General features: G+C 62.4%; 21 protein-coding genes. 5 read left to right on the top strand and 16 right to left on the bottom strand.

Annotated elements, in window-relative coordinates:
* Positions 1 to 176 precede the first annotated feature (176 nt).
* From H4V98_RS03625 to H4V98_RS03610, 4 genes are all read right to left on the bottom strand, one after another.
* Positions 177 to 1094, bottom strand: coding sequence for a phosphoribosylaminoimidazolesuccinocarboxamide synthase (locus H4V98_RS03625; RefSeq protein ID WP_196864899.1), 918 nt, complete (start codon positions 1092 to 1094; stop codon positions 177 to 179).
* A gap of 103 nt (positions 1095 to 1197) precedes the next feature.
* The gene (fba, locus tag H4V98_RS03620; RefSeq protein ID WP_196864900.1) at positions 1198 to 2262 is read right to left on the bottom strand and encodes a class II fructose-bisphosphate aldolase; all 1065 of its coding nucleotides are present in this window, start codon (positions 2260 to 2262) and stop codon (positions 1198 to 1200) included.
* A gap of 139 nt (positions 2263 to 2401) precedes the next feature.
* A complete protein-coding gene (locus H4V98_RS03615) occupies positions 2402 to 3772 on the bottom strand; it encodes a histidine kinase dimerization/phospho-acceptor domain-containing protein (RefSeq protein WP_196864901.1) in 1371 nt (456 codons plus the stop codon).
* Entirely contained in the window at positions 3769 to 4461 is a 693-nt protein-coding gene (locus H4V98_RS03610) for a response regulator (RefSeq protein ID WP_196864902.1), read from the bottom strand. The genes H4V98_RS03615 and H4V98_RS03610 overlap by 4 nt, the downstream gene beginning before the upstream one ends.
* A gap of 110 nt (positions 4462 to 4571) precedes the next feature.
* Here H4V98_RS03610 and H4V98_RS03605 point away from each other — a divergent pair, with 110 nt between their 5' ends.
* Positions 4572 to 5294, top strand: a complete 723-nt coding sequence (locus H4V98_RS03605) for a phosphatase PAP2 family protein (protein WP_231374906.1) — start codon at positions 4572 to 4574, stop codon at positions 5292 to 5294.
* Here H4V98_RS03605 and H4V98_RS03600 read toward each other — a convergent pair.
* The 7 genes from H4V98_RS03600 to def form a co-directional block, all read right to left on the bottom strand.
* On the bottom strand, positions 5236 to 6105 hold the full coding sequence (locus H4V98_RS03600; RefSeq protein ID WP_196864903.1) for an alpha/beta hydrolase: 870 nt from the start codon (positions 6103 to 6105) through the stop codon (positions 5236 to 5238). The two genes, H4V98_RS03605 and H4V98_RS03600, sit on opposite strands and share 59 nt — an antisense overlap.
* Positions 6106 to 6275: 170 nt before the next feature.
* Positions 6276 to 7709: a pyruvate kinase gene (pyk, locus tag H4V98_RS03595; RefSeq protein WP_196864904.1), complete on the bottom strand. Its 1434-nt coding sequence runs from the start codon at positions 7707 to 7709 to the stop codon at positions 6276 to 6278.
* 213 nt (positions 7710 to 7922) lie between these two features.
* On the bottom strand, positions 7923 to 9122 hold the full coding sequence (locus H4V98_RS03590; RefSeq protein WP_196864905.1) for a phosphoglycerate kinase: 1200 nt from the start codon (positions 9120 to 9122) through the stop codon (positions 7923 to 7925).
* A 388-nt stretch (positions 9123 to 9510) separates the two neighbouring features.
* Positions 9511 to 9846, bottom strand: a complete 336-nt coding sequence (locus H4V98_RS03585) for an AzlD domain-containing protein (protein WP_196864906.1) — start codon at positions 9844 to 9846, stop codon at positions 9511 to 9513.
* On the bottom strand, positions 9843 to 10544 hold the full coding sequence (locus H4V98_RS03580; RefSeq protein ID WP_196864921.1) for an AzlC family ABC transporter permease: 702 nt from the start codon (positions 10542 to 10544) through the stop codon (positions 9843 to 9845). The genes H4V98_RS03585 and H4V98_RS03580 overlap by 4 nt, the downstream gene beginning before the upstream one ends.
* A 63-nt stretch (positions 10545 to 10607) precedes the next feature.
* A complete protein-coding gene (fmt, locus tag H4V98_RS03575; protein ID WP_196864907.1) occupies positions 10608 to 11570 on the bottom strand; it encodes a methionyl-tRNA formyltransferase in 963 nt (320 codons plus the stop codon).
* Between the two features lie 67 nt (positions 11571 to 11637).
* On the bottom strand, positions 11638 to 12159 hold the full coding sequence (gene def, locus H4V98_RS03570) for a peptide deformylase (RefSeq protein ID WP_196864908.1): 522 nt from the start codon (positions 12157 to 12159) through the stop codon (positions 11638 to 11640).
* 206 nt (positions 12160 to 12365) lie between these two features.
* Between def and H4V98_RS03565 the strand changes: the two genes are divergently transcribed.
* From H4V98_RS03565 to H4V98_RS03555, 3 genes are all read left to right on the top strand, one after another.
* Positions 12366 to 13589 carry a LysM domain-containing protein gene (locus tag H4V98_RS03565; RefSeq protein WP_196864909.1) on the top strand — a complete coding sequence of 408 codons (1224 nt, stop codon included), beginning with the start codon at positions 12366 to 12368 and terminating at the stop codon, positions 13587 to 13589.
* 92 nt (positions 13590 to 13681) lie between these two features.
* Entirely contained in the window at positions 13682 to 14833 is a 1152-nt protein-coding gene (gene dprA, locus H4V98_RS03560; protein WP_196864910.1) for a DNA-processing protein DprA, read from the top strand.
* 24 nt (positions 14834 to 14857) lie between these two features.
* Complete coding sequence (locus H4V98_RS03555; protein WP_196864911.1) at positions 14858 to 15373, top strand: DUF494 domain-containing protein; 516 nt, start codon at positions 14858 to 14860, stop codon at positions 15371 to 15373.
* Between the two features lie 101 nt (positions 15374 to 15474).
* On the opposite strand, the gene H4V98_RS03550 is transcribed toward H4V98_RS03555, so the two are convergent.
* The 5 genes from H4V98_RS03550 to H4V98_RS03530 all read right to left on the bottom strand — a co-directional run bounded on the left by H4V98_RS03550 (position 15475) and on the right by H4V98_RS03530 (position 24957).
* Positions 15475 to 17784, bottom strand: a complete 2310-nt coding sequence (locus tag H4V98_RS03550) for a DUF1631 family protein (protein WP_196864912.1) — start codon at positions 17782 to 17784, stop codon at positions 15475 to 15477.
* 29 nt (positions 17785 to 17813) lie between these two features.
* Complete coding sequence (secF, locus tag H4V98_RS03545; RefSeq protein WP_196864913.1) at positions 17814 to 18767, bottom strand: protein translocase subunit SecF; 954 nt, start codon at positions 18765 to 18767, stop codon at positions 17814 to 17816.
* A 46-nt stretch (positions 18768 to 18813) separates the two neighbouring features.
* Positions 18814 to 20691 carry a protein translocase subunit SecD gene (gene secD / locus H4V98_RS03540; RefSeq protein WP_196864914.1) on the bottom strand — a complete coding sequence of 626 codons (1878 nt, stop codon included), beginning with the start codon at positions 20689 to 20691 and terminating at the stop codon, positions 18814 to 18816.
* A gap of 91 nt (positions 20692 to 20782) precedes the next feature.
* Positions 20783 to 21127 carry a preprotein translocase subunit YajC gene (gene yajC, locus H4V98_RS03535; RefSeq protein WP_196864915.1) on the bottom strand — a complete coding sequence of 115 codons (345 nt, stop codon included), beginning with the start codon at positions 21125 to 21127 and terminating at the stop codon, positions 20783 to 20785.
* Positions 21128 to 21336: 209 nt separating this feature from the next.
* A complete protein-coding gene (locus H4V98_RS03530; protein ID WP_196864916.1) occupies positions 21337 to 24957 on the bottom strand; it encodes an indolepyruvate ferredoxin oxidoreductase family protein in 3621 nt (1206 codons plus the stop codon).
* Between the two features lie 185 nt (positions 24958 to 25142).
* Between H4V98_RS03530 and H4V98_RS03525 the strand changes: the two genes are divergently transcribed.
* Positions 25143 to 25643 carry an Lrp/AsnC family transcriptional regulator gene (locus tag H4V98_RS03525; RefSeq protein ID WP_196864917.1) on the top strand — a complete coding sequence of 167 codons (501 nt, stop codon included), beginning with the start codon at positions 25143 to 25145 and terminating at the stop codon, positions 25641 to 25643.
* Positions 25644 to 25740 lie beyond the last annotated feature (97 nt).

The following is a 25740-nucleotide window of genomic DNA, read 5'->3' as shown; positions in this document are numbered from 1 at the left end:
GAGGCTCATTTCATTGCGCTTTAAACTGAAAAGTGACCTGAGTAGTTACGTAGATTTGTGCAAAAACAGGCTGCAGCGCAGGCAGCGCCTGTGCAAACAGCTATTTATTCAGGAGCAGCGGACCGGCCGCAGCGCCGCTTGGCTGGCCGGCTGCCTGCCGCCGGGGCAAGGGGCGATCAAGCTGTCAGCCGTGTCATCGCTTCGCGGTACTTGGCGGCGGTTTTTTCAATCACGTCCGGGGGCAGATGCGGCGAGGGCGGGGTCTTGTCCCAGGGCTTGCCGTTGATGCGCAGGGCTTCGAGCCAGTCGCGCACGAACTGCTTGTCATAGCTGGGCGGATTCTGCCCGGCGGCAAAGGCCGCTTCGTAGCCTTCGACCGGCCAGTAGCGCGACGAATCGGGGGTCAGCACCTCGTCCATCAGGGTCAGCGTGCCGTTTTCGTCCAGGCCGAACTCGAACTTGGTGTCGGCAATGATGATGCCCTTGGTCAGCGCAAAGGCGGCGGCGGTTTCGTAGATCTTGAGGCTGAGCTGCCTGATCTGCGCGGCCAGTTCGGGGCCGACGATGACCACTACCTGCTCGTAGCTGATGTTTTCGTCATGCTCGCCGGCCTCGGCCTTGGCAGCGGGCGTGAAGACAGGCTCGGGCAGCTTGCTGGCGTTTTTCAGGCCGGCCGGCAGCGGCACACCGCAGACGGACTGGTTTTGCTGGTATTCGGCCCAGCCGCTGCCAGCCAGGTAACCGCGCACCACGGCTTCGACCGGGATGGGTTTGAGCCGCTTGACCAGCATCGAACGGCCCACGACCTGCGGGATTTCAGCCGCCGTCACCACGCTCTCGGGCGCCTCGCCGGTCAGGTGGTTCGGGCAGATGTCGCCCAGCTTGTCGAACCAGAACAGCGCCATTTGCGTCAGCAAGGCACCCTTGCCGGGAATCGGCTCACCCAGGATCACGTCAAAAGCGCTCAGGCGGTCGCTGGCCACCATCAGCAGCCGGTCCTTGCCCACGGCATAGTTGTCGCGCACCTTGCCGCGCGCCAGCAGGGGCAAGGAAGTCAGGGCCGAGGTATGAAGTGCGGGGGTGGTGGTGGTCATGCGGGTCTGCAGGTTGAAAAAATGAAAAAGCCCGTGCGACGCGGGTCGGGCACGGGCTTTGAATTATCGCCAATCCAGCGAAGCCAAGCGCGCAAGCGCTGGGTTAATGAACGACTTGCGCCAGTTCGCCCTTGGCGTACTCGCCAGCGACGACCGACAGGCTGCGGCCCTTGATGCCGGCGGCCTGGCCTTCGCAGCCGAACTCGATGTAGCGCTGCTTGCAGATCGCCTTGGCGGCTTCGCGGGCGGGCTTGAGCCATTCACGGGCATCGAACTTCTCGGGGTTTTCAGCCAGGAACTTGCGCACGGCGCCGGTCATGGCCAGGCGGATGTCGGTGTCGATGTTGATCTTGCGCACGCCGAACTGGATGGCCTTCTGGATTTCCTCGACCGGCACGCCGTAGGTTTCCTTCATGTGCCCGCCGTACTGGTTGATGAGCGCCAGCAGGTCCTGCGGTACGCTCGACGAGCCGTGCATGACCAGATGGGTGTTGGGAATGCGGCGGTGGATTTCCTTGACGCGCTCGATGGCCAGGATGTCGCCGGTGGGCTTGCGCGTGAACTTGTAGGCGCCGTGGCTGGTGCCGATGGCAATGGCCAGGGCGTCAAGCTGGGTGCGCTTGACGAACTCGGCGGCTTCCTCGGGGTCGGTCAACAACTGGTCGTGCGTCATGACGGCATCGGTGCCGTGGCCGTCTTCCTTGTCGCCCTGCATGGTTTCCAGACTGCCCAGGCAGCCGAGCTCGCCTTCGACCGACACGCCGGTGGCGTGCGCCATTTCAACAACCTTGCGGGTGACTTCAACGTTGTACTCAAAGCTGGCAATAGTCTTGCCGTCAGCCTCCAGGCTGCCGTCCATCATCACCGAGCTGAAACCCAGCTCGATAGCGCCCTGGCAGATCGCCGGGCTCTGGCCGTGGTCCTGGTGCATGACCAGCGGAATGTGCGGGTAGGCCTCGACAGCCGCCAGAATCAGGTGCTTGATGAAGGCTTCGCCGGCGTACTTGCGGGCGCCTGCGCTGGCCTGCAGGATGACCGGCGCGCCGACCTCGTCAGCAGCGGCCATCACGGCCTGGACCTGCTCCAGGTTGTTCACGTTGAAAGCCGGAATGCCGTAGCCATTGGCGGCGGCATGGTCCAGCAGTTCGCGCATCGAAACAAGTGCCATGATTGAGAGTCCCTGAAAGTTAGAAAGCTGAAGAAAAGGGTGATGTGGGTGGCTGGCGCAGCCGGTGCTGCATAACGGTCGACGGCAGCCGCAGGCCAACCTTAACCTTCATTCTACTGTCTGCCAATAGTCCGTTAGGTCATGAAACCGCTGGGAAACACAGGCGATAACACCGGTTGAACGGTGCTGTTGCCGCGTGTTGCGCGAAGTTGCCGCCATGGATGTCCATCACCCGGCCCGCGATTTTATGACCCAGGCCCAGGCGGTCGGAGGAGACCGGGGCAGCGGCCAACGCGTCGGAAGCGCCCTGGCCGTCGTCGCACACCTGCAGCCAGGCGCGGCCCGCATCATTTCCCCACTGCACGCACACGGCGGTGCCGCGCGCGGTGTGCTGCAGGGCGTTGTCGATCAGGTTGCGCAAGGCGAGTTCCAGCAGCAGCGGATGCGCCTGTACGGTCTGGTGTTCAACGCCCTGGACACTCAGCCGGTGGCCGCTTTGCCAGGCTGCCTGCGCATAGCCGGCGACGACCTCGCGCGCAAGCGTGGCCAGGTCCAGCGGCACCAGCGCCTGCTGCATGCCGGCCTGACCGGTGCGCGCCAGCGCCAGCAGCTGGCTGATGACATGGCCTGCGCGCAGCGCATCGGTGCTGATCTGCTGCAGGGCGGCAGTTTGCGCCTGCGCCGGCAAGGCGCCGCGAAGCGATGCGGCCTGCAGGGCTATCGACGACAGCGGGGTGCGCAGCTCGTGGGCAATTTCGCTGGCCAGCTGCCGCTCCCGCTCCAGCGCCGCCTGCTGCTGACCCACCAGCCGGTTGATCGAGCGCACCACCGAATTGAATTCGCGGTAGGGATGGCGGGCCTGCAGGCGCGTGGTCTGGTCCACCTCCAGCGCTTCCACATCCCGTGCGAGCGCCTGCAGCGGTCGCAGGCCGCGCAAGATGGCCGCGCCCAACACCAGCGCCACCACTGGCAGCAGCCACAGGACAGGCTCGGCAAGCTGGACGGCAACATCCTCGGCCAGTGCTTCCCGTTCCTCCACCCTCACCAGCACCATCACTTGCCGGCTGTGCGAGGCATCCCATTGTGAAAAACTGCGCCAGGCGGTTGACGGGGTGCCCAGCAGCAGGTCGGCAAAACCATCGCGCGCAGCAAAGGCAGGCACCGGCGCCTCGCCGGAGCGTGCCAATACATGGCCCGCCGTGTCGCGCACCACCACGCTCAGCGAAAACTGGTAGTCGTGATACTTCAGGCTGTCCAGCGCCGGCCGGGCCATGTTGATGTTGGCCTGGCGATCCGATTCCAGGGAACTTTGCATGAATGGCGGAAGGTCCAGCATCAGCAGCAGCGCTGCCGTTCCCGCCAGATGGCCGTCGGTCAGTTCATCGGCCTCATGAATACCCGTGCGGTGGCCGACGGCAAAAAATCCGGCCCACACCAGCAGCAGCACACCCAGTACACCCAGCAGCAGGCGAAGCGTCAGCGAAGCCTGGCGATCTGCAAACAGCCTCATGGCGGATCTTCCCGGGGGATGAAATACCCGACGCCGCGCAGTGTCTGGATCACGCTTTCGCCGATCTTGCGGCGCAGGTGATGGACATGGACTTCGACCGCATTGCTGCCCACGGCGTCCTGCCAGTTGTAGAGCCGCGCCTCCAGCTGCTGGCGCGACAGCACCCGGCCGCGCGACTCCAGCAGCAGCAGCAGCAGGGCAAACTCGCGCGGCGTCAGTTCCACCGGCTGGCCAGCGCGCAGCAGAGTGTGCGCCGCCGGGTCGACCACCAGTTCGCCATGCACCAGCAGCGGATGGGCACGCCCCCCGGCCCGTCGCAGCAGCGCGCGCATGCGGGCTTCCAGCTCGTCCAGGTCAAACGGCTTGACCAGGTAATCGTCAGCGCCCAGGTTCAGCCCCAGGATGCGGTCGGCGACCTGGTCGCGGGCGGTCATGATCAGGACCGGCGTCAAGGTGTCGGGCAAACTGCCTGCGGTGGCAGGCGCCTGCCGGATGCGCTGCACCAGTTGGCTGCCGTCGCCATCGGGCAAACCCAGGTCCAGCAGCACCAGGTCGAACGGTTCGCCGCGCAGGGCCGCCCAGGCGCTGCGCAGCGTGCCGCACACATCGACCGCATAGCCCCGCTGCTGCAAGCTGGACTTCAGCCCCAGGGCAATGCCCGTGTCGTCTTCAACCACCAGGATTCTCATGCGCCTATTGTCGCGCCCGTCACCTATTTTTCAGTGGCATGGCTGGGAATTAAGAGTGACTTAAGGCATGGCCGCTACCTTCGCGGTAACCCGACACGCCTGAAGCCCACATGCCTTACCCAATGTTTTTTGTACCCTCGGATCGCACAAACGTTCTACGCTGGACGCTGGGCAGCCTGCTGCTGCTGCTGATCTGGGACTACTCAAGTTTTGACCTGGCCATGGCGCACTGGTTTGGCTCCACAAGCGGTTTTCCGCTGGAAAGTCACTGGCTGTGGCGCAAGCTGCTGCACGACGACCTCAGGCTGTGGCCCTGGGCGCTGGAGCTGTACCTGCTGGTCGGCATGTTCCTGCCCCTGGGCAGTTTGAAACGCCTGCCGATGGCGCGCCGGGTGCAACTGGCGTTGACGACACTGGCCGCGTTGCTGACCGTGTCGACCATCAAACTGTACAGCCATACCAGCTGCCCGTGGGACCTGCAGCAATTCGGCGGCGTGGCGGCGCATGTGTCGCACTGGGCCTGGGGCATTCGCGATGGCGGCACAGGCGGCTGCTTTCCGGCCGGCCATGCGTCGGCGGGCTTTGCCTTCGTGGGCGGATTTTTTGCCTTCAGGCATGTGCTTCCCGGCACCGCCCGGCGCTGGCTGGCAGGGGCGATGCTGGTGGGATTGGTCTTCGGGCTGGCGCAGCAGATTCGCGGCGCCCACTACATGAGCCACACCTTGTGGACCGCCTGGCTGTGCTGGACGGTGGCGGCCGGCGTGGATGCGGCGGTCAGCCAGTGGATTGCACAAACCCGGCCACGCGTGCCAGCACCGGTGCCCGGCTTCTGAGGACCTGCGCCATGGACGCCAGCAAGGTGACATGGCTGACGTCGTCGAACAGTTCGGACTCGACCCGAACGCCGCTGGCCCGAAGCCGCGCCGCCATCGCCACCGTGCTGCGCTGCGGATTCACCACGCTGTCCTTGGTGGGCGCCAGCAGCAGCGCCGGCGGCGAGGCCCGGGAGGCATGGACGATAGGCTGGCTGTCGGCCGGAGTCTGCGGCCAGCTGAAGGCCACCCGGGTCTGCGCGTCGCCAATCGGCAGGAAATCGTACGGGCCGGCCAGCCCGATCCAGCCTGCCAGCCGGGAAGGCGCCAGTCCGACCGCCGCCAGCCAGCGCGCATCGAGGGCGACCATGGCGGCGTTGTAGGCACCGGCGCTGTGGCCCATGACGAAAATCCGCTGCTCGTCAGCACCAAATTCGGCCGCATGGTCAACCGCCCAGCGAACGGCGCTGGCGCTGTCCTGCACAAAGGCCGGGTAGCGGACAGCCGGACTCAGCCGGTAGTCGGCGACCATCGCCACGATCCCGCGCGAGGCCAGCGCCTCGCCGACAAACCGGTAGTCACCGCGCTCGCCCGACGACCAGCTGCCGCCATAGAAAAACACCACCAGCGGGGCACGTGAAGCGCCTGCGGCCGGCTGGTACACGTCGATCAACTGGCGCGGGTCGGTGCCGTAAGCCAGCCCCTCGGTGCGCCGGTAGCTGTCAGTGGACACGGTGGCGTTGAGCAGGTCAGCGCCCGAGCAGGCGGTGAGGAGCGCCGGCAGCATGGCGAACAGTGAGCGTCTGGGCAATTTAGAGAAGATAGTTTTCATGGCTTAGGGCTATACGCAGCGCCCCTGGCGGTGGATTCAGACCAGCACCGACCGTGGGCGCCGTGGACCCTCGCCGCGCCAGCAGGGGCCGTGGAACCGGCTTTGCCGGGCCACAGGGGCAGCGCCCCCTCGGGGTGCAGCGCAGTACGCGAAGCGACAAGCGTGGGGGCCTACGCCACCCGGCAGACCTTGAGCATGTTGGTGCCGCCCGGCGCGCCCATCGGCTCGCCGCAGGTGATGGCGTACACATCGCCACTCTGCACGATGTCCAGGCGCAGCAGGTGGCCTTCCGCCTGCTGCAGCGCGGTGTCGCGGTCGGCGCTGCTGTCCATCAGGATGGACCGCACGTTGCGGTAAAGCGCCATCTTGCGCTGGGTCTCCAGACGGGGGGTCAGCGCGTAGATCGGCACCCGGATGTCATGGCGGCTCATCCACAGCGCGGTCGAGCCGCTGTCGGTCATGGCCACAATCGCCTTGGCGCCCAGGTGGTGGGCGGTGAACAGCGCACCCATGGCAATCGACTGGTCGATACGCGCAAAGGTCTTGCCCGAAAAGTCGGCGCTCAGCTCCTTGTATTCGGCCTTCTCGGCTTCTTCGCAGATCTTCGCCATTTCCTCGACGGTTTCCAGCGGGAAGCGGCCAGCGGCGGTTTCGGCGCTGAGCATCACCGCATCGGTGCCGTCAAGCACCGCATTGGCCACGTCGCTGACCTCGGCGCGCGTGGGCACCGGATTCAGGATCATGCTTTCCATCATCTGCGTGGCGGTGATCACGACCTTGTCGGCTGCGCGCGCCATCTTGATCATGCGTTTTTGCAGCGCCGGCACGGCGGCGTTGCCGACTTCGACCGCCAGGTCACCGCGCGCGACCATGATGCCGTCGCTGACCTTGAGGATTTCATCAAGCTTCGGAATCGCCTCGGCGCGCTCGATCTTGGCGATCAGGCCAGGCTTGTGCTTGTACGGTGCAGCGGCCACGTTGCACAGCTGGCGCGCCATTTCCATGTCGGTGGCGTTTTTCGGAAAGCTCACGGCCACGTAGTCGGCCTGGAAACTCATCGCCGTCTTGATGTCTTCCATGTCCTTGGCTGTCAGCGCGGGCGCGGTCAGCCCGCCACCCTGCTTGTTGATGCCCTTGTTGTTCGACAACTCGCCGCCGAGCTTGACGGTGGTGTGGACTTCCTCGCCGCGCACCGCATTGACGGTCAGCACGATCAGGCCGTCGTTGAGCAGCAGCACGTCGCCGGCCTTCACGTCGCGCGGCAATTCCTTGTAGTCCAGGCCAACGCCTTTGAGGTCGCCCGGCTCGACACGCGACGCATCAAGGATGAATTTCTCGCCCGACACCAGCATGACCTTGCCGTCGGCGAACTTGCCAACGCGGATTTTCGGGCCTTGCAGGTCGGCCATGATGGCGACTTCGCGGCCGGTGCGCTGGGCGACTTCGCGCACCAGAGCGGCCAGGTTGATGTGGTCCTGTGCCTTGCCGTGGCTGAAGTTCAGCCGTACCACATTGACCCCGGCACATATCATTTTTTCCAGCAGAACCGGATCACTGGAAGCAGGGCCGAGAGTGGCAACGATTTTGGTGGCGCGACGCGTCATAAGGGATGTCTCCTTGTAATTTAGTTTCCGATTTTCACACGAAATCGGTTACCAAACGGGTACCAAAAAACCCGCAATCCAGGGCTGTGCGCAGGCTGCAGCGCCAACCCCACGCCCGGCACGCCAGAAATGTGGCTTGAACTCCTGCTTTCAAGCAAAAAATGCCGTTTGCGCATACTGGGCAAGCGCCAGCAGCTATCAAAAACAGAGTCTTCAGTGCGCGTCGCCGGCCCGCTTCTGCAAAATCTCGAAAGCCGGTAGCGTCTTGCCTTCGAGCACTTCGAGGAAAGCGCCGCCGCCGGTCGAGATATAGCCCACGTCTTTTTCGATGCCGTACTTGGCAATGGCCGCGAGCGTGTCGCCGCCACCGGCAATGCTGAAGGCGCTGGACTCGGCAATCGCCCGGGCAATGCCTTCGGTGCCCTTGGAAAAGGCCTCGAATTCAAACACGCCGACCGGGCCGTTCCAGACAATCGTGCCAGCGCGCTTGAGCTGCGCAGCCAGCCGGGCGGTGGTCTCGGGGCCAATGTCCAGGATCAGGTCGTCGTCCTCCACTTCGCTTGCCTGCTTGATGGTGGCGACAGCATCGGCGGCAAAGGTCTTGGCGCAAACCACGTCGGTCGGAATCGGCACCTCGGCGCCGCGCGCCTTCATCGCCTCGATCACGGCGCGGGCCTCGGCCAGCAGGTCGGGTTCGGCCAGGCTTTTGCCGATGTTCAGGCCCTGCGCCAGCATGAAGGTGTTGGCAATGCCGCCGCCGACGATCAACTGGTCGACGTTCTCGGCCAGCGCCTTGAGGATGGTCAGCTTGGTCGAGACCTTGCTGCCGGCGACGATGGCAACCAGCGGCCGCTTCGGATGGGCGAAAGCTGCCGTGATGGCGTCCATCTCGGCGGCCAGCAACGGACCGGCGCAGGCGATGGGCGCGTATTGCGCGATGCCGTAAGTCGAGGCTTCGGCGCGGTGCGCGGTGCCAAAGGCGTCATGCACGAAGATGTCGCACAGCGCGGCCATCTTGCGCGCCAGCGCTTCGTCGTTTTTCTTCTCGCCCGGGTTCAGCCGGCAGTTTTCCAGCATCACCAGCTGGCCGGGTTTCGCGTCCACGCCATCGACCCAGTTCGACACCACGGGAATCTCGCGCTGCATCAACTCACCCAGGCGCTGCGCAACCGGCGCCAGCGAATCCGCCGGCTTGAATTCGCCTTCCGTGGGGCGGCCCAGGTGGGAGGTGACCAGCACCGCCGCGCCGGCATCCAGCGCCATCTGCAGGCACGGCCTTGATGCGCGGATGCGCGTGTCCTCGGTGATGGCGCCACTGGCATCCTGCGGCACATTCAAATCAGCGCGGATGAACACACGCTTGCCCGCCACCTGGCCGCTGGCGCACAAATCGGAAAAACGGATGAAATTCATGGCGACTCGCAAAGTACGAAAGGTTCGAAAAAACCGCCTGCAGGCGGCTGGCTGGAAGAATTGTAGGGGGCCGGCCCCCCCAGTGAGCGACAGCAAAGGCCCTCTATCCAACTCAGCAGGAACCGAGCTACCTGCTTCACTGCGCCGCAGGCCCAGCGGCCCCTGGAGGGCAGCGACCCGCGCAGCGGTGGAGCGTGGAGGCCAGATTCACCAGCAGGGGCCGCAGAACCGGCTTTGCCGGGCTGCAGGGGCAGCGACCCGCGCAGCGGCGGAGCGTAGGAGCCATATTCACCAGCAGGGGCCGCAGAACCGGCTTTGCCGGGCTGCAGGCGCAGCGGCCCCCTCGGGGGGCAGCGACCCGCGCAGCGGCGGAGCGTGGGGGCCAGATTCACCAGCCAAAGCCAAGGTGCAGCAGCAAATACACCACCATGCCGCTGACGATGGTGCCCAGCACGCCCCGGCGCCAGAAAAACCAGGCCACGCCGGCCGCCGTGCCAAACAGCCGGGCATCCTGCCAGGTCGTGATGAGCTGGCCCTGCGTCATGACGATCTCGGGGACGATCACCGACGCCAGCGCGGCAATTGGCGCATAGTCCAGACCGCGACGGGCCAGGTCCGGCAAGGTCCAGGGCTTGTCCGACAAGAAGAAAAAGCAGCGCGTGAGCACGGTCACCCCTGCCATGCCGACAATGGTGGCGAGGGTCCAGAAATCGGTATCGTTCATGGCTTGTCCTGAGGAACGGCAGCGGGCATACGAGCAGCCATGCCCAGGCCGGCGCGCTCCAGCATCAGGCAAATGACCACCGCCGCCGCAATGGCCACCAGGATGTTCAGCTTGAGCGGCAGCGCAAACGCCGCCACGGCCGCCACGCCCGCCACCAGCGCCGCGATGATGCGCAGCCGGGTCGTCACCAGCGAAAAAGAGATCCCGAGCAGCGCTAGAATGCCGGCAAAACCCAACCCCCAGGCGCTCGGTATGAAATTGGCCAGCGCAATGCCGACCAGGCTGCTGCCAACCCAGTTGCCCCAGCACAGCCCGCAATTGCCCGCCAGGTAAGCTTGCTGCGCCAGGCGCTGGCCGGGCTCGTCGCTGGGAATGGGAAAGCGGCGCACGAACAGCACATAGCTCAGATCGGTCGTCAAAAAACCGGTCAGCATGCGCTGCCAGCGGGGCAGGTGCATCAAATAAGCCCGCAGGTGCGCGCTGAACACCACAAAGCGCAGGTTGACGCAAAAGGCCGTGGCCAAAATCACCCAGGCCGGCGCACCCGCGACGAGCAGCGGAATCGCGGCCAGTTGCGCGCTGCCAGCGTACACCAGCACCGTCATCAGGATCGCCTCAAAAATGCTCATGCCCGACTTGACCATGGCCACGCCGGTCATCATTCCCCAGGCGGCAAAACCCGGCGCCACGGCGAACATGTCGTGTGCGCCCTGGCGGAATTCAGCGTGACGGTAGTAGGCAGCGCGCAGGAACACCGATGGTCACTTTCCGAACAGCATGCCGGGCGCCAGCGCAAAGCCGCGCAAAAAATCGGCACTCCCCAGTCGCTTGCCGCCAGCGCGCTGCAACTCGGTGAGCACCAGCACGCCGTCACGGCAAACCACCCGCACACCCTCGGCATTTGCAGACAAAATCTGGCCTTCACGCATATCCGGAGGGCGTGAGCAGCTATCAATTTCGCATTTCCACAGTTTCAAGGTATCTGGCCCCAGCTGCGTGCTGGCACCGGGGAAAGGCGTCATGGCGCGAATGTGCCGGTCCACCACGGCCACCGGCTGCGTCCAGTCGACCGCCGCTTCGGCTTTTTCAATTTTGTGGGCATAGCTCACGCCTTCGGTGGGTTGCTGCACCGGATGCAGCTGGCCGTTTCCCGCCAAATTAAGCGTTTGCACGACCAGTTGCCCGCCCAGCGCGGCCAGCCGGTCATGCAGCGAGCCGGTGGTGTCTGTGGCTTGAATGGCAAGCTTTGCCACCCCCAGCATGTCGCCGGTGTCGAGCCCCGCGTCCATCTGCATCAGGGTGATGCCGGTTTCCCTGTCACCGGCCTGGATCGCGCGGTGGATGGGCGCCGCGCCGCGCCAGCGCGGCAGCAAGGAAGCATGAATGTTGAAACAACCCAGCCGGGGCAAATCGAGCACCCACTGCGGCAGGATCAATCCGTAGGCGGCGACCACCATGGCATCGGCTTGCGCCGCGTGCATCGCGTCGCGCGCGGCAATGGCGTCTTCAGGGTATTTGCCGTCCAGCCGGAGACTTCTGGGCTGGACAACGGGAATCTGATGGCTTTGGGCCCACAGCTTGACGGCGGAAGCCTGCAGCTTCAGCCCGCGGCCGGCAGGTCGGTCGGGCTGGGAGAGCACCAATGGGATTTCAAAACCGGCGCTGTGCAATTGCGCAAGCGCCACTCGGGCAAAGTCAGGGGTACCGGCAAAAATAACGCGCATGGGGCGTGATTCTAAAGAGTCGACGGCGTCTCAAGCATGTCGAAGCGGCAACCCCCTCCTCGCCAAGTCAGCGCACCGCGTCGCGTTCCTCGTCTTTTTTCTGTTTGACCAGCTTGGTCTTGATGCGGTTGCGCTTGAGGGGCGACAGGTATTCGACAAATACCTTGCCCATCAGGTGGTCCATTTCATGCTGGATGCAGACCGCCAGCATGCCATCGGCCTCATGCACCTGGCGCTGGCCATCCAGGTCCAGTGCCTCGACCTTCACCGCCAGCGAACGTTCGACGCCGTCGTAGATGCCGGGCACCGACAGGCAGCCTTCGTCGCCGATGCGCGTTTCCGGGCTGGCCCAGACGATTTCGGGGTTGATCAGCACCAGCGGCTGGTCGCGGGTTTCGCTCACGTCGATGACCAGCAGCCGTTCATGCACATCGACCTGCGTGGCAGCCAGGCCGATGCCCTCGGCGTCGTACATGGTCTGGAACATGGCGTCAGCCAGCTGGCGCACACGGGCGTCGATGGCGACCACCGGCTTGGCCACGGTATGCAGGCGCGGATCGGGATAACGAAGAATGGTGAGTTGGGTCATGGCAGGAATGGGGAGAAGTCGCTATTTTCGCCACTTTTCCTATTTTTCCTATTTTTCAAAGGGTGCAATCGTCTCAGAATCGTCTAATCATTGCTTAATCAAGGGCTTGGGTACAGAATCGCTGGAAAATTATGCAGATACAAGCATTGCAATATGCGTAAAATTGTATCTAAAAGTATAAATATCCCGTCCTAACAAGCTTCAAGATGCATACAACTTTTGGTCGTTTCCGCCCTATTTCAGGGGTCGCTGCTGTCCTGCTGTGCCTGTCGGCCAGTCTGCAGGCCCAGAACTTTCCCATCACGCCATCCCAGCAGGCCACAGCCGCACAGGTGGCCCGGACCGGCATTCCCCTGACTGACCTGAGGCCGAATGCGCCTGACAGCTACACCATCAAGTCAGGTGACACCTTGTGGGCCATATCGGGCCTTTTCCTCAAAAGTCCATGGCGCTGGCCCGAACTCTGGGGCATGAACCTGGAAGACATCCGCAATCCGCACCGCATTTATCCAGGCCAGCAGCTGTACCTGGACAAGCGCGATGGCCGGGCAACCCTGCGCACCCGTCGGGCGGTCAGTGATGGCGCACCGATGGGTACCGTCCGGGTGTCGCCGCGTACACGTTACGAGTCGCTGGCCGATGCCTCGATTCCCACGCTGGCGCCCCAAGCCATCGAGCCCTTCCTGGCCGAACCCCTGATTGTCGATGAGCTGAGCTTTTCCCGGGCACCGCGCATCGTCGCCACCCAGGAAGGCCGGGTATTGCTCAGCCGTGGCGACCGTGCCTACGCGCTGGGAAGTTATGTGGGCGGCGATAGTTCAGGCCAATCGCTGAGCGACGGCAAGGGCGAGCCGCTGGATTACCGGGTCTTTCGCAACGCCACGCCGCTGAAAGACCCGACGACCCAGGAAATCCTTGGTTATGAAGCGCACTATGTTGGCAAGGCTGAATTGATACGCGGCGAATCCAGTGTCCAGAATCCGGACAAGGACGGCAAATTACAGACCGAACGGGTGCCGGCCACCATCGACATCGTGGCCGCCAAGGAAGAAATGCGGGTTGGCGACCGCCTGATTGCCGAACCGCCCCGCGAGTTGCGCAGCTATGTGCCGCGCGCCCCTTCTTCGCCCATGGCGGGGCAGATCGTCTCGGTCTATGGCAACGCCGTAGCCTGGGCTTCGGAAAACCAGATCGTGGTGATCAACCGGGGAAGCCTCGACGGTCTGGAGCGCGGCCATGTGATGGCCGTCCTGAAAGACGGCGAGCGTCTGCCGGACAAAACCGACAGCGCCCGGCCGGACATCAAGCTGCCCAACGAGCGCAGCGGCTTGCTGATGGTGTTTCGCACCTTCGACCGGCTGTCGTATGCGCTGATCCTGCAGGCGACGGACGGCATCAAGGTCGGCGACCGTTTCACCAACCCCGATTGAACGGCTTGCAACCGGTCCCCGGCGCGCCCATGGCACTTCCCATGCGCGCCAGGGCGCCGGCCTGACAGGCTCTGCGCTGAAAGATGACAACCATGGATCCCGAAGAACTCAGGGCCTGGCTGCGGCTGGCGCTCACACCTGGCGTGGGCAACACCACGGCGCGCAAATTGCTGGTGGCTTTCGGCTCGGTGCAGGCCATCTTCGAGCAAAGCAGCGCCACCTTGAAACAACTCGGCTCCGAAAAGCTGGCGAGCATTCTACGCAGCGAACCATCCGGCCTGGCAGCCCAGCAGCAAACCACGATCGACTGGCTCACAGCCGGAGACGACCGGTACATCGCAGTGCTGGGCGACCCGGCCTATCCACCGGCCCTGCTCAACATCGAAGACCCGCCTTTTATGCTTTATATGCTGGGTACGCTTGCCAGTACTGCATCTTCAGCTACTGAAAAAATAGCAAACAGCGTGGCAATCGTCGGCAGCCGAAATCCCACACCGCAGGGCGAAGGCAATGCCCGGCAGTTTGCCAAAGCGTTTGGCAGCGCCGGCATCTGCGTGGTGTCAGGACTGGCCCTGGGTATTGACGGCGCGGCCCACGATGGTGCGATGCTTGGTGGCGGCGAGACGATTGCCGTGGTGGGCACCGGGCTGGACCGGGTCTATCCCAAGCGGCATCTGGACCTGGCGCACCGCATTGCCCGGCAGGGCATGATCATCAGCGAATTCCCGCTCGGAACGCCGCCGCTGACGGCCAATTTTCCCAGACGCAACCGCATCATTTCCGGCCTGAGCCGGGGAACGCTGGTGGTCGAGGCGGCGCTGCAATCGGGCTCGCTGATCACTGCCCGGCTGGCGGCCGAGCAGGGCAAGGAAGTCTTTGCCATTCCCGGCTCGATCCATTCGCCGCAGTCGCGCGGCTGCCATGCCCTGATCAAGCAGGGCGCCAAGCTGGTGGAAGTGGCGCAGGATGTGCTCGAAGAATTGCGGTTTCTCCCTGCCGCTTTCAGTGCATCGCCTGCTGCCCCGCAAGCGCTGTCCGAAGAAGATGAGGCGGATGAAGCCGCTGGTGTCCACCACAATCCGCTGCTGACGGCGCTGGGATTCGATGCGGTCAGCCTGGATGCGCTGCAGGCCCGTACCGGACTGGACACTGCCCATTTGCAGGCCGGATTGCTCGAACTTGAACTCGACGGACAGGTCGCGCGACTGCCGGGTGGACTGTTTCAGCGTATGGCGGTGAGCTGAGCTTATCTGCGTTATATTGAATGCATGTTTGAAGTTCTGGTCTACGTTTACGAAAATTATTGGCAAGGCGCAGCCTGCCCGGAAATCGACAGGCTGGGACGCAAACTGATCGCGGCAGGTTTTGAAGCCGAGGAAATCCAGGAAGCACTCGTCTGGCTTGAAGGGCTGAACATTGCTGCAAAGGGCACGCAAGTCGATGCGCCAGACAGCCCATCCGGCGAAGAATCAGATAGCAGTGTCTCGCCTGCGCGCATGCAGGCACAGGCTAGCAACAGCCTGCGCATCTACTCTGTTGCCGAACAAACGCACCTGGGCGCGCAAAGTCTGGGATTTGTCTGCTTTCTTGAAACCTCTGGCATATTGCCGCCTCACATGCGCGAAATCGTGATGGACCGGGCCATGGCGGCTCCCGGCGATCCTGTGTCGCTAGATGACCTGAAGATCATCATTCTCATGGTGTACTGGAGCTTCGGCGAGGAGCCGGACGCGCTGGTGCTTGACGAATTGTGTGACGACACCGAAGGCCGCCTCGCGCATTGAACTTGAATCTGGCAGCTCTTGCCTACACAGGATGACCACCTTACCAGCGCCGCAACTGATCTGCACTGCGGCCTGAACAGCCCGGCGGACAATTGCACAAATTACTCGAACAACCGTTCAGGATTGGCGTCGAGCTTGGCCAGTGCATTGCGCGTAGCCCGCACCGTCAGCGCCTCCTCTTCCCTGGGCACCAGCAGCCTGGCCTGCAGGTAGGCTGCCAGCCGGCGCATCTGTATCAAAAAGCTGCGGCCATCGGCTGCAGCGAACAGATGCAACTGTTTGCGCTCGCTACACCAGGCGAACTGCACATGGCTTATTTTTCCGTTGTGGTCAAGATTGAACCAACTGCCCGGCTGCAGTTCCCTGGCCCAGGCCAGCATATCGTCTGTCGGCTGGCTGCCACCGTTGGCAATCACTTCGATATGGGCCGAATCGATTCCGATCATTGTCACCAGACTATCGGCGTCCAGCGGAAGGTCGCCCACATCATGCTCCGAGAGATAGTCTTCGAGGTTGGTCAGGCGTCTGGCCATGGCGTCGATCTTTTCAGACGAAATCGCATCGGTCTTCGACATGAAGGCGTCCGCCATGGTATCGCTGATGGTCTTTAGCTGGACATTCTGCGCCGCCAGGCCCAGTCCGAGCAGGGTCATGCCCTGGCGCAGAAGCTGCAACTGCCTGGGCAGCGCGGCAATCACACGCGATCGCTCGCTGCGGTCTGGCTTGGCGCTTGCCGACCAGACCAGATCGGCTGCAGCCTGTTTGAACAGCAGGGTTTGCGCATGCTGCGGGCCATTTTTCATCGCGGCAATTGCCAGGACCTCAGCCCAGATCCTGAACAGGAATTCACGTATCTCTTCGCGAACCGGCATGTCATCGAGCATGGTGCGCATTTCGATGGTGTACTGAACAGTCATCGTTTCCTTTTGCTCCAGCTGCTGAGCCAGACTGACCGCCCGCGCCACGCTGCCCTGCTCAGCAAAAAAGCGAGACAAAAACTTGTCGAATTCTTCATACACCAGCTGAAATACGCGGCGTCCTGTTTCCGGATACTGTTCGATGACTTGCACGACGCGCTTGATTTCAAGCTCCAGCAGGTCACCCTCGACGGTCACATCGAAACCCAGCGCGCACGATCCCATGCGGTCAATCAACTGGCGTGCCGGGTGTTCCAGCGAACTGAAAAACTCCGGCTCGGCAACCGCTACCCGAAGAACCGGCATTTGCAGGCGTGCAAACCACACCCGAATCTGGGGCGCGATACGGTCTTCAGCCAGAATGCTCTGGAACATCAGGGCAACGATTTCAATCGTGGCTTTTTCCGCGGAACTGGAAGCTGCTTTTTTCAGCATGCTGGTCCGCTGGCGCAGTTCCTGAAGTGCCTGGTCTACCTGCGTGCGGGCAAAGCCCAAGCCCGACTGGAAGGATTGTCGGAAACTGCCCTGAAACGCTTCTTGAGCCTGCTGCTGTTGAAGGCGGTCCATGGCGTTCGCCAGTTGCGGAGAAGCCTGGTGCGGGCGAGGCTGATCAAACCCATCGACACGGCGCACGAGCAATTGCTTGAGGTGTCCGAGCACACCCTGTGCCCTCATCCGCACGCGGGCAAGCGGCGTGGCAAGGCCGGCCATATCAGCGCCTTCGGTTGGCATCGTCCTGCCCGGCACAAAGGCATTTCGGTTGTTCAAAATGTCGGCGGAACTCTCTTTTTCCAAAGTGTCATCACTTTTCGCAACACTGGCGGCCCTGACAGTATTCACGGCAGAAGGCGTTCGCCTGACCAGGGGCCGCAGGTCGATTTCGACCATGACACCGCGTTCGATCAAAAACGCATTGGTCGCATGGTAGATCTCCAGCATCCAGGCGGCCATGTTTTTGTGGATGATGTCCTGGCCCAGAAGCCATGCCGATTGCGGCAGGCCCGCCAGCGTCCATTGTTCGACCACGTGCTGCGCAACCACTTCCGGCCGGAACAGGTCCTGCCGGTTTAATTCGGACAGGCCTTCCAGGCTTTGTATGCGAAGGCGCAGATCATTGAGTTCCCAGCTCGAAAAATCAAGCATCCGCAGGGCCAGACGCGAGGCAAGAATACGGTGTTCGACAGTCTCGTTGCCGACCAGTTGCATTTCTCCAGATTCCAGCAGAGCTGACGCTGTTGTCTTGGAAGACGGGGAGTATGGCTTGCGCACGGCGCCAACGACGCCTTTAATCCATGCATGGCTGTTGTTCTGATAGAGACGAAAGGCGTCTTGCAGGTCTTGCATTTCCCGTGCATTGCCTGGCCGAAGCGCCAGTTCGGACAGCAAGTCGCCAATCGTCTTGGCGAGCCCGGGAAGCATCTGCACCACACGCTCGGCGAACAAGGTGCGCGCCTGTCCGGCAAGAAAACTTTGCGGCGGATTCGAGGACGGCACGGCTGGTTGTGACGCGTTGTCGAATCGGACTAGACCATTGCGCCCGAATTGGGATCATTCGGGTCTTCGTCTTTTTTCGACGGTCCCTTGATCAGGTCTTCGCGCTTGATGCCCAGCCACATGGCAATGGCCGCAGCCACGAACACCGAGGAGTAAATGCCGAACAAAATACCGATCGTCAGCGCCAGGGCGAAATAAAACAGCGTCGGGCCACCAAACAGCAGCATGGACAGCACCATGATCTGCGTCGAGCCGTGGGTGATGATGGTTCGGCTGATCGTGGAGGTGATGGCGTTGTTGATGATCTCCTCGGTGTTCATCTTGCGGTAGCGACGAAAGTTTTCGCGGATGCGGTCAAAAATCACCACCGATTCGTTCACCGAATAACCCAGCACAGCCAGAACGGCGGCCAGCACGGCCAATGAGAATTCCCATTGGAAAAAGGCAAAAAATCCGAGAATGATGATCACATCATGCAAATTGGCGATGATGGCGGCGACGGCATACTTCCACTCAAACCGGAACGCCAGGTAAACCATGATGCCGAACACCACCATGGCCAGCGCCTTGAGACCGTCCTGCGCAAGCTCTTCCCCAACCTGCGGACCCACAAACTCCGTGCGTCGCAGTGTTGCGTCAGGGCTGACGGCCTTCAGTGCGGTGATCACCGTATCACTCTGTTGCGCCGTGCTGACGCCTTTTTGCGCCGGCAAACGGATCATCACGTCGCGTGATGTACCAAAACTCTGCACCTGCACATCGTTCAGGCCCAGTTTGGACACCGTATCGCGGATCTTGCCCACATCGGCGGCCTGCGTGTAGTTCACCTCCATCAAGGTGCCGCCGGTGAACTCGACTGACAGGTGCAACCCGCGCGAGAACAGGAAAAATACAGCCAGCGCAAAAGTGGCAAAGCTGACGGCGTTGAAGGCCAGCGCATACCGCATGAACGGAATGTCGCGCCGGATTTTGAAAAATTCCATCTGGGGTCCTTGGGAAGCGGCTCAGGGGCTCAGGAAAAGGAGGTGGTCATGACTTGGCAAGCGCGCCGTCCGACGCAGGGCGCCAGATCGTACCGATCGACACCGCCTTGAGCTTTTTTTGCCGACCGTACCAAAGGTTGACCAGGCCGCGCGAGAAGAATACGGCGGAGAACATGCTGGTCAGGATACCGATGCAATGCACCACGGCAAAGCCGCGCACCGGTCCCGAGCCAAAGGCAAGCAAGGCCAGGCCGGCGATCAGGGTCGAGATGTTCGAGTCCAGAATCGTCGCCCAGGCCCGTTCGTAACCTGAATGAATGGCGGCCTGTGGCGAGGCACCGCCGCGCAGTTCCTCGCGGATGCGCTCATTGATCAGCACGTTCGAATCAATCGCCATGCCCAGCGCCAGCGCCATGGCCGCCATGCCCGGCAGGGTCAGGGTAGCCTGCAGCATCGACAGCACCGCCACCAGCAGCAGCAGGTTGACCGCCAGCGCAATGCCCGAGAACAGGCCGAACAGCATGTAATAGGTCGCCATGAATGCCACGATCACGGCAAAGCCCCAGGACACGCTTTGAAAGCCCTTGGCGATATTTTCAGCGCCCAGCGTCGGGCCAATCGTGCGTTCTTCAATGATGTCCATGGGCGCAGCCAGTGAGCCGGCGCGCAACAGCAGCGCCAGGTCGCTGGCTTCAGCCACGCTCATGGAGCCTGAAATCTGGAAGCGGTTGCCCAGCTCACCCTGGATGACCGGGGCGGTCAGCACTTCACCCTTGCCTTTTTCAAACAGCAGGATCGCCATGCGCTTCTTGAGGTTCTCGCGGCTGGTGTCGCGCATGATGCGGCCGCCCTTGGCATCGACCGTCAGGTCAACCTTGGGTTGCTGGTTCTGCGAGTCAAAGCCTGGCTGGGCATCGGTCAGGTTTTCGCCGGTCAGGATGACCTGCTTCTTGACGATCACCGCCTGGCCGTTGCGCTCAAAAAAGCGCTCGGCGCCAAACGGCACCGGGCCGTTGTTGTTTTCAGCGGCGCGGGCTTCCGCACTGTCTTCGACCAGGCGCATCTCCAGCGTGGCGGTACGGCCCAGGATGTCCTTGGCCTTGGCCGTGTCCTGCACACCTGGCAACTGCACCACGATGCGGTCGATGCCCTGCTGCTGGATCACCGGCTCGGCCACGCCGAGTTCATTGATCCGGTTGTGCAGCGTCACCATGTTCTGCTTGAGCGCCTGGTCCTGGATGCGGCGTGCGGCGTCAGTTTTGATGGAGGCGGTCAGCTTGTAGTCGGTGCCATCGGGCGCTTCGGCCATCTGCAGATCGGGAATCTGGTCCTGAATCAGGTTTTTAGCCGATTGCAGGGCAGCGGTGTCGCGAAAGCGAATTTCGATGGATTGGCCATTGCGGGCGATACCGCTGTGCCGGATGTTCTTTTCGCGCAGCGACAGGCGAATGTCGCCGGCCAGCGATTCAGCGCGCTTGGTCAGTGCCGCCTGCATGTCCACCTGCAGCATGAAATGCACACCACCGCGCAAATCCAGTCCAAGATACATCGGATTGGCATTGAGCGAGGTCAGCCACGCTGGCGAGCGCGACAGCAGGTTCAGTGCGACCACATAGGGTGAGTTTTCAGGATCAGGCGCCAGTGCTTTCTGGATTGCGTCTTTGGCCTTGAGCTGGGTGTCGGTGCTGCTGAAGCGGGCCTTGATGGAACCGGCTTCCAATGTGATGGCGTCGGCTGTGATGCTGGCATCCTTCAGCGCCTGCTCAACCCTGGCCAATACAGCCGTGTCCACCTTGAAGGAAGACTTGCTGCTGGAAACCTGCACCGCAGGGGATTCGCCGAAAAAATTGGGCAGTGTATAAAGCGCTGCAATCAGCAACACCACCGCCATGATGGCGTACTTCCAGGCCGGATAACGATTCATGAGAAGACTGTTCCTGGTGAACGGAAAACAAAAGGCTCACTGGACGGTCCAGTGTTGCTGGCTGTACCGTCCTGCCTGCTGCAGTATTGCCTTATTTGGCGCTGCTGATGGCGCCCTTGGGCAATACCTGGACGATGGCGCTGCGCTGCAACTGCACCTCGATGCCGGAAGCAATTTCCAGCGTGAGATAGCCTTCGCCCAAGCGGGTGACCCGGCCCAGCAGCCCACCAGCCGTCGCGACTTCGTCGCCTTTGGCCAGGGCCTCAATCATGGTGCGGTGTTCTTTTTGCTTGCGCATCTGTGGGCGGATCATCACGAAATACAGCACCACGAACATCAGCACCAGCGGCAGCATGCCCGTCAGGGTGGACATCATGTCGCTGCCACCGGCTGCAGCAGCAGGGGCAGTCTGGGCAAAAGCTGAAGAAATAAACACGGCTGACTCCACATTTTTAAAGGAACACTGACAATCGCCCAGGCCAGAAGGGCCGGAGCATGAACGGGTGGATTGTATGCGGCGTGGCGCAAGGGCTGAATTCAACTCCGGCGTGTGCGGCTATTTTGCCCAGTCCCTGGCGGGTTGCTGCCTGAAACACATTGCCTTAAAAACGCAACGCGCCCAAGGCAGCAACCCGCCGCGCCAAGTCAGGCCGCCACGGCTTCCCGAACCCGCTCGGGCTGGCGAAACGCCTGCATGAGCGCTTCCCATTGCGGCCGGGCAGCAGCCAGATGGCGGGCCTTGACATGGCCATAGCCCTTGATCAGTTCAGGTATCCGGGCGATTTCCACCGCCGTCGCATGGTTTTCCAGGCTCAGGCTGGCCAGTATTTCTTCAACGCTTGCCCGGTACTCGGCAATCAGCGCACGTTCTTCCTTGCGCTCTTCACTGCGGCCAAACACATCGAACGGTGTGCCGCGCACACCCTTGAGCTTGGCCAGCAGCTTGAAACCGGTCAGCATCCAGGGGCCGAATTGCTGCTTTTGCAGTTCGCCCTTGTCGTTTTGCTTCGCCAACAGCGGTGGCGCCAGATGGTAGTTGAGCTTGAAGTCGCCTTCGAACATGGCGTTGACCTTGTTCAGGAAACCGCTGTCCGTGTGCAGCCGCGCCACCTCGTACTCGTCCTTATAGGCCATGAGCTTGAAGAGGTAACGCGTCACTGCCTCGGTCAGCGTGGTTTTGCCCAGTGGCGCCTCTATTGCGCGCACTTTTTCTACGAAGGCCTGGTAGGTCTGTGCATACGCCGCATTCTGGTAAGCCGTCAGGAAAGCCACCCGCTTGGTCAGCATTTCGGTCTGCGATGGCTTTTTGACGAATTCAATCACTTGCGCCGCCTTGAACATCGCCTGCACAGACGCCAGGTCATGCGCGCAGCGACGGCCCCATTCAAACGCCGCCTTGTTGTTGTCCACCTGCACCGCGTTGAGCTCGATGGCCCGCATCAGCGCCGCATGCGACAGCGGCACCCGGCCTTTTTGCCAGGCAAAGCCCAAGATCAGCGGATTGGTGTAGATCGAGTCGCCAATCAGCTGCACCGCGACCTGTTCGGCATCGAAACTGGCCAGGCCTTCTGCGCCCACCGCCGCCTGCACCGCGCTTTCGCAGTTGCCGCCCGGAAATTGCCAGCCGGGATTGGTCACAAACGCTGCCGTCGGCGCGCCGTGCGAGTTCATGGCGACAAACGTGCGGCCCGGCTGCATGGTGGCCAGCGTGTACGGGCTGGCGGTGACGATCGGGTCGCAGCCGATCACCAGGTCGGCCTTGGCGGTATCGACCTTGGTGGTGTAGATCGACTCCGGCCGGTTGGCAATCTGGATATGGCTCCAGGTCGCGCCGCCCTTTTGCGCCAGGCCGCCCGCGTCCTGCGTCACCACGCCCTTGCCTTCCAGGTGCGCGGCCATGCCCAGCAACTGGCCGATGGTGATGACGCCGGTGCCGCCAACGCCGCCCACCACGATGCCCCAGGCCTTCTCGGCCACCGGCAACACCGGCTCGGGAATCGGGCTCAAGCTGGACAGGTCGCCTTTCTTTTCTTTCTTGGGCTTTTTAAGTTGCCCGCCTTCAACGGTCACGAAGCTCGGGCAAAAACCCTTGACGCAGGAGTAGTCCTTGTTGCAGGTGTTCTGGTTGATGCGGCGCTTGCGGCCGAATTCGGTTTCCAGCGGCTCGACCGACAGGCAGTTGGACTGCACCGAGCAGTCGCCGCAGCCTTCGCACACCAGTTCGTTGATGACGACACGCTTGGCCGGATCCACCAGCGTGCCGCGCTTGCGGCGGCGGCGTTTTTCCGTGGCGCAGGTCTGGTCGTAAATGATGGCCGTGCAGCCCTTGAGCTCGCGGAACTCGCGCTGGAGCTTGTCAAGTTCATCGCGGTGAAACACCTCAACGCCCGGCGGCAAGTCGTTAAGCAGCTCGGTGTGGCTGGCGCGCGCAGCGCTGGTGTCCTGGGTGTGCGTGCGGCCGTGGTATTTCTCGGGCTCGTCGGTGACCACGATCAGCTTGACCACGCCCTCGGCGCGCAGGCTGTGCGCAATTTGCGCCACCGAATGGCCTTCAGGGCGCTCGCCGACCTGCTGGCCGCCCGTCATGGCGACCGCGTCGTTGTACAGAATCTTGTAGGTGATGTTGACGCCAGCGGCAATGCTCTGGCGAATCGCCAGCAGGCCGCTGTGAAAGTAGGTGCCGTCGCCCAGGTTGGCAAACACATGCGCGTCGGTGGTGAAAGGCGCCTGGCCAATCCAGCTCACGCCCTCGCCGCCCATCTGCGTGAAGGTCGAGGTGCTGCGGTCCATCCAGGTCGCCATGTAGTGGCAGCCAATGCCGGCCACGGCGCGCGAACCTTCGGGCACGCGCGTGCTGGTGTTGTGCGGGCAGCCGCTGCAAAACCACGGCGCGCGTTCGCCGGTGTCCAGCTTGGTTTCAATGAGTGCGCGTTCGCGGGCGTCAATCACCGCCAGCCTTGAATCCATGCGGGCCACGATGTCGGCGGACACGCCCAGCTTCTTCAGGCGTTTGGCAATCGCCTTGGCAATGATCGCCGGCGTCAGGTCGGCCTTGGCGCGCAACAGCCAGTTGTCGCTCGGGTTGGCGCGACCCCATTCGCCGCCCGACTGGTCGCCTTCGGGTTCGTCGAACTTGCCGAGCACATTGGGCCGAACATCGGCGCGCCAGTTGTAGAGTTCTTCCTTGATCTGGTACTCGATGACTTGGCGCTTTTCCTCAACCACCAAAATTTCCTGCAGCCCCTGCGCAAAGTCGCGGGTGATGGTGGCCTCCAGCGGCCAGACCACGTTGACCTTGTGCAGCCGGATGCCCAGCTGGTGGCAGGTGTCTTCGTCCAGGCCCAGGTCGCTCAGCGCCTGGCGCGTGTCGTTGAAGGCCTTGCCACTGGCAATCAGGCCGAAGCGGTCGTTCGGCCCGGAAATGACGTTGTAGTTGAGCTTGTTGGCGCGCACATAGGCCAGCGCGGCATACCATTTGTAATCCATCAGCCGCGCTTCCTGCTCCAGCGGCGCGTCGGGCCAGCGAATGTGCAGGCCGCCCGGCGGCATCTGGAAGTCCTCGGGAATGATGATCTTCACGCGGTCCGGGTCCACCGACACCGAACTCGACGATTCCACGACTTCCTGGATCGTCTTCATGCCCGACCAGACGCCCGAAAAGCGGCTCATGGCAAACGCATGCAGCCCCATGTCGAGGATTTCCTGCACGCTCGATGGAAAGAACACCGGCAGGCCGCAGGCCTTGAAGATGTGGTCGCTCTGGTGCGGCGCGGTCGAGCTTTTGGAAATATGGTCGTCACCGGCAATCGCGATGACGCCACCATGCTTCGCCGTGCCGGCCATGTTGGCATGCTTGAACACGTCCGAGCAGCGGTCCACGCCCGGCCCCTTGCCGTACCAGATGCCGAACACGCCGTCGAACTTTTTGCTTTGCGGGTACAGGTCGAGCTGCTGCGTGCCCCAGACGGCGGTGGCGCCAAGTTCTTCGTTCACGCCGGGCTGGAAGACGATGTTTTGCGCCGCCAGATGCTTTTTGGCCGCCCACAGCGCCTGGTCGTAGCCGCCCAGCGGCGAACCCCGGTAGCCGCTGATGAAGCCACCGGTATTCAAACCGTCGATGGCGTCACGCGTGCGCTGCAGCATCGGCAGGCGGACCAGCGCCTGCACGCCGCTCATGAAGGCGCGGCCATGGCCAATCGAATATTTGTCGTCGAGCGTGACGGTTTCCAGCGCTTTGCGGATGTGCTCGGGCAGCGGTGCATTCATGGTGTTTGTCTCCGAAGGGTTGTCGTGACCTGCCTTGTGGGCAGATGGTTTTGCCAGCATCAAGCCCGGTCAGGCCAGCGCTTTGCCTTTAGGCAAAAGTGTATGTCCCGCCTTGTGATATGTCTTTGCTTTTTTTGCCTGATTTGGCGAGTCTCGCGAAAGATTCTTGCTGCAAAATACGAAAAATGGAAACATTGGACAAGTTTGACATCGCCATCCTGAACGAGTTGCAGCGCGAGGCCCGCCTGACCAACACAGAACTGGCGTCGCGCGTGGGCCTGTCAGCCGCGCCCTGCTGGCGGCGCGTGCGGGCGCTTGAAGACGCCGGCTTCATCACCGGCTACCGCGCCGAGATCAACCGGAACAAGATCGGCCTGGGCGTGCTGGCCTTTGTGCGGCTGGACGCGGCGCGCAACAGCGGTGACGTGCTGCAGTCGCTGGAAGAAGCGATTCGCAAGATTCCGGAAGTGGTGAGTTGCCACTACATCAGCGGCACCGGCACGTTTGAATTGCAGGTGGTCAGCCGCGACCTGAACAGCTTCAGCCAGTTCGCTAGAGACGTGCTGATCAACCTGCCGAATGTGAAAGACCTGCACACCAGCTTTTCGCTCGGCGAGGTGAAAGCCAGCGGCGCGCTGCCGCTGGATCACTTGTTGCAAAATGACGCGAAAAAATCTCTGAAATAGGGTGCTTGTTCAGGCTGATGCTGGGTTTATTGCTATGGTTTATGCAGCATATGGGTATTGCAACTGCTCCTACCGGTTTTGCCGGCGCTCAGACGGC

It is taken from the genome of Polaromonas sp. CG_23.6 (assembly GCF_029892315.1).
Taxonomy (GTDB): domain Bacteria; phylum Pseudomonadota; class Gammaproteobacteria; order Burkholderiales; family Burkholderiaceae_C; genus Polaromonas.
The sequence above is the reverse complement of the archived record's forward strand: the minus strand, read 5'-3'. Positions and strand labels throughout refer to the sequence as shown.

Bases quoted from the DNA above. Each gene is read 5' to 3' on its own strand.
- H4V98_RS03530 (WP_196864916.1), bottom strand. From the start codon at position 24,957: ATGAATGCACCGCTGCCCGAGCACATCCGCAAAGCGCTGGAAACCGTC.
- H4V98_RS03605 (WP_231374906.1), top strand. From the start codon at position 4,572: ATGCCTTACCCAATGTTTTTTGTACCCTCGGATCGCACAAACGTTCTA.
- H4V98_RS03585 (WP_196864906.1), bottom strand. From the start codon at position 9,846: ATGAACGATACCGATTTCTGGACCCTCGCCACCATTGTCGGCATGGCA.
- H4V98_RS03625 (WP_196864899.1), bottom strand. From the start codon at position 1,094: ATGACCACCACCACCCCCGCACTTCATACCTCGGCCCTGACTTCCTTG.
- def (WP_196864908.1), bottom strand. From the start codon at position 12,159: ATGACCCAACTCACCATTCTTCGTTATCCCGATCCGCGCCTGCATACC.
- H4V98_RS03600 (WP_196864903.1), bottom strand. From the start codon at position 6,105: ATGAAAACTATCTTCTCTAAATTGCCCAGACGCTCACTGTTCGCCATG.
- fba (WP_196864900.1), bottom strand. From the start codon at position 2,262: ATGGCACTTGTTTCGATGCGCGAACTGCTGGACCATGCCGCCGCCAAT.
- pyk (WP_196864904.1), bottom strand. From the start codon at position 7,709: ATGACGCGTCGCGCCACCAAAATCGTTGCCACTCTCGGCCCTGCTTCC.
- dprA (WP_196864910.1), top strand. From the start codon at position 13,682: ATGGATCCCGAAGAACTCAGGGCCTGGCTGCGGCTGGCGCTCACACCT.
- H4V98_RS03610 (WP_196864902.1), bottom strand. From the start codon at position 4,461: ATGAGAATCCTGGTGGTTGAAGACGACACGGGCATTGCCCTGGGGCTG.
- H4V98_RS03565 (WP_196864909.1), top strand. From the start codon at position 12,366: ATGCATACAACTTTTGGTCGTTTCCGCCCTATTTCAGGGGTCGCTGCT.
- H4V98_RS03555 (WP_196864911.1), top strand. From the start codon at position 14,858: ATGTTTGAAGTTCTGGTCTACGTTTACGAAAATTATTGGCAAGGCGCA.
- secF (WP_196864913.1), bottom strand. From the start codon at position 18,767: ATGGAATTTTTCAAAATCCGGCGCGACATTCCGTTCATGCGGTATGCG.
- H4V98_RS03525 (WP_196864917.1), top strand. From the start codon at position 25,143: ATGGAAACATTGGACAAGTTTGACATCGCCATCCTGAACGAGTTGCAG.
- H4V98_RS03590 (WP_196864905.1), bottom strand. From the start codon at position 9,122: ATGAATTTCATCCGTTTTTCCGATTTGTGCGCCAGCGGCCAGGTGGCG.
- secD (WP_196864914.1), bottom strand. From the start codon at position 20,691: ATGAATCGTTATCCGGCCTGGAAGTACGCCATCATGGCGGTGGTGTTG.
- H4V98_RS03615 (WP_196864901.1), bottom strand. From the start codon at position 3,772: ATGAGGCTGTTTGCAGATCGCCAGGCTTCGCTGACGCTTCGCCTGCTG.
- fmt (WP_196864907.1), bottom strand. From the start codon at position 11,570: ATGCGCGTTATTTTTGCCGGTACCCCTGACTTTGCCCGAGTGGCGCTT.
- H4V98_RS03580 (WP_196864921.1), bottom strand. From the start codon at position 10,544: ATGTTCGCCGTGGCGCCGGGTTTTGCCGCCTGGGGAATGATGACCGGC.